We start from the raw sequence: 658 nt of genomic DNA, 5'->3' as shown, positions 1-658 counted from the left end.
ATTGACGGGACATTCATCCGATCAACTGGCATTTTAACGGCAGCACCCGGTAAACACTCAACCACCCTTTAGGTGGATCGCATCTACAGCTCAAAGTCTACTTTTCGATTAGGGCTTGTCATACCTTCTCAACAATCGGTACTTTCTGTGCACAAGCGTCTAACTTACTTCTACTTCTCAACGCATCAACTTGTTTTATTTACTGACATCAGTATATTAAAATTAATGATAAGTGTCAACAACAATTTTAATAAAATTCTAATTTAATTCATTATATCCTAATAATTGTCGATTTCTTTACGGACAGAATAGGTATGATATTGGCCGTGACGGGTATTTAAGGCTGCTTCAATATCTGTTAACGACAGGCCTCTTTCAACTAATAAAACTAGCAGGTGGTAAAGTAAGTCACTGGTTTCAGATACCAATTCATCATTTCCTTGACCGGCCTGGGCATTTTTCGCGGCAATCACGACTTCCGTCATTTCCTCACCGCATTTTTTAAGAATCTTATCCAAACCCTGTTCCATCAAGTAAGACGTATACGACCCTTCTTTAGGATTGCCCACTTTGTCGACCACCGTTTTTTCAAGGATATTCAAGTTGAAGAAATCATCTCCAAAACATGACTGGCTACCCGTATGGCAAGTTGGGCCAG

Annotated in this window: 1 protein-coding gene; it reads right to left on the bottom strand. The window is 39.8% G+C overall.

Annotated elements, in window-relative coordinates:
- Positions 1-278 precede the first annotated feature (278 nt).
- The gene (gene hisE, locus ACRCJ0_RS18080) at positions 279-602 is read right to left on the bottom strand and encodes a phosphoribosyl-ATP diphosphatase (RefSeq protein ID WP_431391521.1); all 324 of its coding nucleotides are present in this window, start codon (positions 600-602) and stop codon (positions 279-281) included.
- Positions 603-658: the final 56 nt, after the last annotated feature.

The sequence above is a fragment of the Aerococcus sp. L_32 genome (genome assembly GCF_050689315.1).
This window is presented reverse-complemented; position numbering and strand designations above follow the sequence as displayed.